The organism is Hansschlegelia beijingensis (assembly GCF_045505405.1).
GTDB lineage: Bacteria > Pseudomonadota > Alphaproteobacteria > Rhizobiales > Methylopilaceae > Methylopila > Methylopila beijingensis_A.
The window spans coordinates 1-2,820 of the sequence record NZ_JBJKEX010000384.1 but is presented as its reverse complement, the minus strand read 5'-3'; the positions used below and the strand labels follow the sequence as shown (position 1 = coordinate 2,820).

Here is a 2,820-nt window from a genome sequence, read left to right as displayed (position 1 = left end):
CGTCAGCGCCAGCTCGACATTGGCGGCGGCGCTGGCTCGCACCAGGACTGGACGCTGGAACACGAAGGCGCGCCGCGGGGGGAGCTGGCCGGAGATCCGCACCGAGCCGGAGGTGGGCGCGACGAGGCCGTCGATCACGCGCAGCGTCACGCTCTTGCCGGCGCCGTTCGGGCCGATCAGCGCGGTGACGCCGGTGGGCGCCAGTTCAATAGTCAGGCGGTCGAGCACGGTCTTGCCGTTGAACGCGACCTCGACCTTGTCGAGCGTGATCGCCGCCATCACGCGCTTCCGTAGGCCCGCGCGGCGTAGCCGCGGAGCCCGAGCGCGGCGGCGTTGATCGCGACCACCAGCCCGATCAGGACGAGGCCGAGCGCGAGAGCGAGGCTGAGATCGCCCTTCTGCGTCTCGAGGGAAATCGCCGTCGTCATGGTCCGGGTATAGCCGTCGATGTTGCCGCCCACGACCAGAACGGCGCCGATCTCCGAGACCAGGCGTCCGAAGGCCGCGAGCGCGACCGTCACCAGCGAGAAGCGCACGTCGTAGATCACCACGGCCGAGCGCCGGACGGCGGAGAGGCCGAGCGACCGTAGCTGTGGGCCGAGATTAGCCTCGGCGTCCGCCACGATCTGCCGCGTCAGGGCGGCGATCAGCGGGGTGGCGAGCGCGGTCTGCGCCACGATCATCGCGGACGGCGTGAACAGAAGGCCGGCAGCGCCGAGCGGCCCGGAGCGCGACAGAAGAAGATAGATGAAGAGGCCGACCACCACCGGCGGCAGGCCCATGAAGGCGTTGAGCAGGGCGACCACCGCCCCCCGGCCCGGAAACCGCGTCACCGCGACCAGCGCGCCAAGCGGCACGCCGATCAGAAGCCCGAGGCCGACCGCCGCCAGGCTGACGCGGAGCGACAGGGCCGCGATCGCGACCACGTCGCGGTCGAGCGTCGCCAGCCGGAAGATCGTCTCGTTGAACGTATCGAGCATGGACGCCGAGCTCCTCGTCCAATGATATAGACTGTTCGGGCTGATCAATAGGAAAGGGGGTGCATATGAGCGTCCGCCTGCGTCTCGACGGCGATCTCCGCGCCGGGGGCGAGACGGTCCCGCTCGCGGCCACGCTCTCGCTGCTGGACAAACTGGATCGAACAGGCTCGCTTCAGGGCGCGGCGAAGCGGCTGGGCGTCTCCTACCGTTCGGCCTGGGGCCAGCTCGCCCGGCTGGAGACGTCGCTCGGCCGCGCGCTGGTGGTGAAGACCAAAGGTCATGGCAGCGTGCTGACCCCGTTCGGCGCGGAGTTGCGGCAGGCTCTCGCCGCCGCTTTCGAGCGGATCGAGCCCATGCGGGCCGCGGAGGAGGCGGCCCTTAACACGAGCCTCGCCGGGCTCTTCGGTTCCGCCGAGAGGCGACTGCGCGTCTGCGGCAGCCACGATCCGCTGCTTCTCTCCGTCATCGAGCGCGTGGCGGACGTCGAGTTTTCGATCGCCGGCAGCATGGATGCGCTGGCGAAGCTCGCCGCTGGCGGCGCCGACGCCGCGGGCTTTCACTACGGCTCCGAAGGCGAGGCGCCGCCCCCGCTCGACGGTCTCTTCCGGGATCCGGAGCTCACGGTCCGGCCCCTGTTCCGCCGAGAACAGGGGCTGATGTTCGCGCGTGGAAATCCCCTCGGGCTCCAGGGCATCCCCGACCTCGTCGCGCGGCAGGCGCGGTTCGTGAACCGGCAGAGGGGGGCCGGGACGCGCATCTGGTTCGAGCGGCTTTGCGCGGAGTGCGGGATCGCTACGGAGGACATCGTGGGCTTCCACTCCGAGGAGTTCACCCATCAGGCGGTCGCGGCGCTCATCGCCTCCAACGCGGCGGATTCAGGCATGGGCACGCGCGCGGCCGCCGAAGCCTTCGGCCTCGACTTCAAACCGCTCGGCTGGGAAGTCTATTTCCTTGCGGCGCGCGCTTCGGTTCCGGCGGAACGGCTAGCGCCCCTGATCGACGCTGCGCGTTACGCCGCGCGGGAAACCCCCGGCTATGGCGAGCCTCACCACAGCAGACCGTGAGGGTGGAAGGCGATCATGTCGCCTTCGGCCACGCGCGTGACGTCGTCGGCAAGCTCCGCAAGGCCGTCGCTTTCGGTGAGCGAGGTCAGCACGCCGGCGCCGTCGCGCGGGAACTTGTGCGCTTCGGTGACGCCGTCCGGCCCTCGCGCGAGGCTGACGCGGACGAATTCGCGCCGGCCTGACTTCTTTCGATACTGGAACGCGGCGCGCACCATCCTCGGCGCGAGCGGCTCGTGCAGCGCGCCGCCGAGCCGCGCCATCAGCGGGCGAACCACGAACAGCAGCGTGACGTAGACCGCCACCGGATTGCCCGGCAGCCCGACGAACGCGGCCCCGCCGACCGCGCCCATGGCGAGCGGGCGGCCGGGCTTGATGCCGAGCCGCCAGAACACCAGCTGGCCGACCGCCTCGACCGCCGCCTTCACGTGATCCTCCTCGCCGGTCGAGACGCCGCCGGAAGTCAGGATCAGGTCGTGGTCGCCCGCCGCGCCCGCGATGCGCTCCGCCAGCGCGCGCGGATCGTCGCGCAGGACGCCGAGGTCGCTGACCTCCGCGCCAAGCCGCCTCAACAGCGCGCCCAGCATGACGCGGTTCGAATCGTACACGCCGCCCGGCGGCAGCGGCTCTCCCGGCGCGACGAGCTCGTCGCCGGTGGAGAACAGCGCCACCCGCAGACGCTTCCTGGGACCTCGAGCCTGTCGCGCCGCCCGCCATGCAGGGCGGCCATCCGCTGCTGTCCCACCGAGTCCATGCGGGCGTAGACCTTCTGCGCGGCC

At 71.0% G+C, this 2,820-nt stretch carries 3 protein-coding genes and 1 pseudogene; 1 reads left to right on the top strand and 3 read right to left on the bottom strand.

The window, feature by feature from the left end:
* Together ACIKT0_RS16430 and ACIKT0_RS16425 are read right to left on the bottom strand one after the other, a co-directional pair.
* On the bottom strand, positions 1 to 279 hold a 279-nt coding region (locus ACIKT0_RS16430; RefSeq protein ID WP_407106457.1), incomplete at its 3' end, for an ATP-binding cassette domain-containing protein.
* A complete protein-coding gene (locus ACIKT0_RS16425) occupies positions 279 to 980 on the bottom strand; it encodes an ABC transporter permease (protein ID WP_407106456.1) in 702 nt (233 codons plus the stop codon). The genes ACIKT0_RS16430 and ACIKT0_RS16425, both read right to left, overlap by 1 nt.
* A gap of 65 nt (positions 981 to 1,045) precedes the next feature.
* On the opposite strand from ACIKT0_RS16425, the gene ACIKT0_RS16420 reads away from it, so the two are divergent.
* Complete coding sequence (locus ACIKT0_RS16420) at positions 1,046 to 2,044, top strand: substrate-binding domain-containing protein (protein ID WP_407106455.1); 999 nt, start codon at positions 1,046 to 1,048, stop codon at positions 2,042 to 2,044.
* Here ACIKT0_RS16420 and ACIKT0_RS16415 read toward each other — a convergent pair.
* Positions 2,026 to 2,724 (bottom strand): annotated as a pseudogene (locus ACIKT0_RS16415) (molybdopterin molybdotransferase MoeA); the annotation flags it as partial. The gene ACIKT0_RS16420 and the pseudogene ACIKT0_RS16415 overlap by 19 nt on opposite strands.
* Positions 2,725 to 2,820: the final 96 nt, after the last annotated feature.

What these genes read in the sequence shown, in the direction of transcription:
- ACIKT0_RS16425 (WP_407106456.1), bottom strand. Translation starts at nt 980, where the DNA reads ATGCTCGATACGTTCAACGAGACGATCTTCCGGCTGGCGACGCTCGAC.
- ACIKT0_RS16420 (WP_407106455.1), top strand. Translation starts at nt 1,046, where the DNA reads ATGAGCGTCCGCCTGCGTCTCGACGGCGATCTCCGCGCCGGGGGCGAG.